Source organism: Streptomyces oceani, assembly GCF_001751245.1.
In the GTDB taxonomy this organism is placed as follows: Bacteria; Actinomycetota; Actinomycetes; order Streptomycetales; family Streptomycetaceae; genus Streptomyces; species Streptomyces oceani.
The window spans coordinates 18,167-21,833 of sequence record NZ_LJGU01000148.1 but is presented as its reverse complement, the minus strand read 5'-3'; the positions used below and the strand labels follow the sequence as shown (position 1 = coordinate 21,833).

The window sequence follows — 3,667 nt, the reverse complement described above, 5'->3', positions numbered from 1 at the left end:
GCCGCACCCGCCGGAGCGGCTTGGCCCGTGCCTGTGCCCGTGCCGGCGCCCGTGCCCGCGCCCGCGTCCGTACGGGCGGACGTATGGAGCAGTGGCGCCAACGCGGCCGGCACCAGCGCCAGCAGGAGCAGCCGGGACAGCAGCGCGGTGCCCGTCCCGGTCTCCGCGAGGGTGCCGAGGGCGGTGAGGTCGAGCGCGTCGGAGAGTTCGCCGGCCTCGACGTAGGGTCTCCGCAGCAGCGACTGCACCAGTGTCGCGACGGTGAGTCCGAGCCAGCCGGCGCGTGTCAGCCGCCGCACGCCGCGTACGCGGGCGGCGTCCGGCCAGCAGGTCAGGAGGAACGCGAGGGCGCCGAACAGCATCACGAAACCGGCGTACGCGGCGTACCGGGCGAGGTCGTACAGCCAGCCGACGCCGCCGTCCGATGCGGGGGCCGGGGGTTCCACCGAGGTTTCCGAGGGTGCGCCGATGGAGAACGTGAAGGCGCCGGAGACGGGGTGGCTGTCGGACGACACGCCCTTCCACACCACGGTGTACGTGCCGTCCGGCAGGTCGTCGCGCAGCGTGGTGGCGTAGGTGACGCGCTCGCCCTCGGACTGGTCGAGCAGTTCGCCGGTGTCCGCCCGGTCACCGTCCGGGTCGAGGACCCGGATCCGCCGCTCGGCGAGCGTGATGCCGCCGGAGAAGTCGAGGGTGACCCGTTCCGGCGCGCTGGCCACCACCGTGTCGGCGGCCGGGTCGCTGCCCGTCAGCGTCGTGTGCGCGGCGGCCGGGGTGGCCGTACCGAGCAGCGTCGCGCAGACGGTGGCGAGCATCCAGAGCGTTCCGCACAGTGTGGCCAGCCGACGCCGGACGCCCGGCGCCCGAACGTCGTGGGCCCGGGGGGCCACGGCGTTCGGGCGCCGGGCGCGGAAGCCGCGCCACGGGGTGGTGAGCAGCACGTCTCAGGCCCTCACCGCGCGGGTTGGTGGTTCGCGGCCTTCACCGGCACGGACAGTTTCACCGGGTCGGACTTCGCGAAGTGCAGGGTGAGCGTGATCTTGTCGCCCTTCTCCGGCTTGCGGATCAGGTCGTGGAACATGAGGTGGTTTCCTCCACGACTCAGTTGGAGCTCGCCGTTCGCGGGCACCGCGAGCGACTTCACCTGCTGCATCTGCTGGTCGACGGTCTCGTGGATCTCCACGGTGTCGGAGAGTTCGCTGGTGACGGAGGTGAGCTTGTCCTTCTCCCCGCCGTCGTTCCGCACCACCATGAAGCCCGCCGCCATGTCGGCCATGGTCGGCTGCGGCATGTAGGCGCCGGTCACCCGCAGTCGGGGGCCGGAGCCGGCCGCTGTGTCCTTGCCGTCCTTGCCGTCCTTGCCGTCCTCGCTGTCCGAGGAGCAGGCGCCGAGCGCCAGGCTGACACAGAGCGCGAGCGACGTGGCGAGCGTACGGCGGCGGGCCGGGGCTCGACGGGTCACGGCTTCTCCCCCTTGATGACCGCCGGGAGTTCCCGCTCCAGGACCTTCGCGGTGGCGTTCTGCTCGGTGTACATCGTGTGCGCCTTGTCGTCCTTGGGGGAGAAGGCGAGGAGTTGGGCGCCGTGGGTGGAGACGATGTCGCCGTTCTTCTTCTCGTACGACTTCTCGATGTGTACGCCCACGGAGCGGGCGCCGGCCTGGATGGTGGCGAACTCCCCGGTGAGACCGACGAAGGACGGGTCGTGCATCCGCAGCCACTTGTCCAGCCGCTCGGGAGTGTCCCGTTTCGGGTCCGAGGTGACGAAGACGACCTTGAGCTGTTCCTGTTCCTTCTTGGAGAGCTTGGACTTGGCCACGGCGATGTTGCTCATGGTCAGCGGGCACACGTCCGGGCAGTTCGTGTAGCCGAAGTAGAGGAGTACGGGCTCGCCCTTGGTCTCCTCGATCAGGTCGTACTCCTCGCCGTTGTCGTCGGTCAGTGTGAGGTCCGGCTTCTCGAACGGGCGATCCAGCTGGACGCTGCCCTTCTTCTGGTCCTCGTTCTTGACCTGCGCGGGCTTGTCGCCGGACGTGTCGTCCTCCCCGCCGCCGCAGGCGGTGAGGACCAGGCTGCCAGCCAGCAGCGCGGTGGCCGCCAGCCGGATTCTTCCGCTCTTGCGCATTCGGGTCTCCTGAACTGCTGAGGGGGCGGGCTTGGGTGGTCGGCGGAGGCCGGCGGGCTCATCCGGCACGGCGCCGACCGGCGAGGACCCCGTAGGCGATGCCGCCGACTCCGGTGAGGATGCCGATGACGCCGAGCACTCGCGCCGTGCTGTCCGTACCGCCCTGTTCCGCGGGCTCGTCGTCGGTGGCGGCGGTCACGGCTGAGTCGGCTTGTTCGCCGCTGGCCGCGTCGTCCGTGCCGCCGGTTGGGTCGTTCGCGGTGAGTTGCAGCACCGGGGCCGGGTGCTCCGGTTCCGCTTCGCCCTCTCGTGGCTCCTCGATCCAGCGCACGACCTCGTCGTTCTCGTAGGTCTGGAGGGCCTTGAAGACCATCCGCTCGGAGTCCTTGGGCAGTTCGCCCAGGGATACGGGGAACCGCTGGAACTGTCCGGGGTCGATCTCGCCACCTGTCCAGGTGATCTTGCTGACGGCCTCGGACAGGCGTTGTCCGTGTGCCTCCAGCGGCTTGTCCAGCTTGCTCTTGGTGACCTTGACGTCCCAGCCCGGTACGGGCTCCGGCATGACCGAGGCCATCGGCTGGTCGGTGGGGAAGTGCACCTCGAGTTGGACGGTGGCCGCGTCGTCCCGTTCGTTGGGCACCTTGAAGGCGACCGTGTCGTAGTCCCCCTGCGGGGCCTTCTCCGGATCGACGCTGACATGGGCGCTCGCGGTGCCCGCCCCGAGCAGGACGGTCGCCGCGGCGATCGCGCCGGCGACCGGGAGGCGCGGACACGTGGTGAACGAAGGCTTCATACGGGTGTTCCTCTGAACGTCTTGGAAGATGGTCTGGTGCGGTGGCGCGCCGGCACCCCAGGGCCGCACGGGTCCTGGGCCGCACGGGCCCGCCGGGCCCGGGGCCGTACGTACGCGGGTGCGCGTGGCAAGTGCGGGCGGTTCGTGCGTGCGGCATGCCGGGGCCGCGGTCCGACGCCGGGTCTGCGGCCCGTACGGGTCACACGGGAGCGCAGCGCACGTCGCGCCGGTCATCCGTCCGTTGCCGCACCCGCCCGTCGGGCTCGTGCGGCAACGGCGGACCGCAGCTCAGCGCCGCCGCTGGGCCGCTGTTGCCCGCCTCACGGCTCGCGGTCCCGCCTCACGCCACCAGGGCGAGGCTCTCCTGCGCGACCGGCGGCCCTCGCGTACGAATCCGGTGGTGCGGCAGCACGGAGCGGAGTACCTCGGGGCCGTACGCCCCCGCTCCCCCGGAATGCGCCGGCGCGTCCGGCAACAGCCCGGCGCACAGGGCACGGACACAGCCGAGGGCGGTCCGCAATCGGCGTACGGTGATCAGTTCGTGGGTGAGCGCCGTCACCGGGACGGACAGGCGCACCAGCCGCCACAGGGCCACTTCGCCACGACGCAGCAGCCAGCCGGTGGCTAGCGCGGCGAGCAGGTGGCTGAGCAGCATGGCGGTGGAGAGTTCCATGAGGGAGCAGGCCACGGTGGCTCGTACGGTCTCGAACCAGCCGTCCGGTGCCGCGCCCGGGTGCCCGCCGCCGGCCC

Annotated in this window: 4 protein-coding genes and 1 pseudogene; all 5 read right to left on the bottom strand. The window is 71.4% G+C overall.

The window, feature by feature from the left end:
* Window positions 1-815: copper resistance CopC family protein (locus AN216_RS21895; RefSeq protein ID WP_139140977.1), on the bottom strand; the 815-nt coding region annotated here is incomplete at its 3' end.
* Between the two features lie 137 nt (window positions 816-952).
* Window positions 953-1,462 carry a copper chaperone PCu(A)C gene (locus tag AN216_RS21890; RefSeq protein WP_070198433.1) on the bottom strand — a complete coding sequence of 170 codons (510 nt, stop codon included), beginning with the start codon at window positions 1,460-1,462 and terminating at the stop codon, window positions 953-955.
* Window positions 1,459-2,124, bottom strand: coding sequence for an SCO family protein (locus AN216_RS21885; RefSeq protein WP_070198432.1), 666 nt, complete (start codon window positions 2,122-2,124; stop codon window positions 1,459-1,461). Before AN216_RS21885 ends, AN216_RS21890 begins: the two co-directional genes overlap by 4 nt.
* Window positions 2,125-2,182: 58 nt before the next feature.
* On the bottom strand, window positions 2,183-2,917 hold the full coding sequence (locus AN216_RS21880) for a YcnI family copper-binding membrane protein (protein ID WP_070198431.1): 735 nt from the start codon (window positions 2,915-2,917) through the stop codon (window positions 2,183-2,185).
* 340 nt (window positions 2,918-3,257) lie between these two features.
* A pseudogene (locus AN216_RS30395) lies at window positions 3,258-3,667 on the bottom strand (hypothetical protein); the annotation flags it as partial.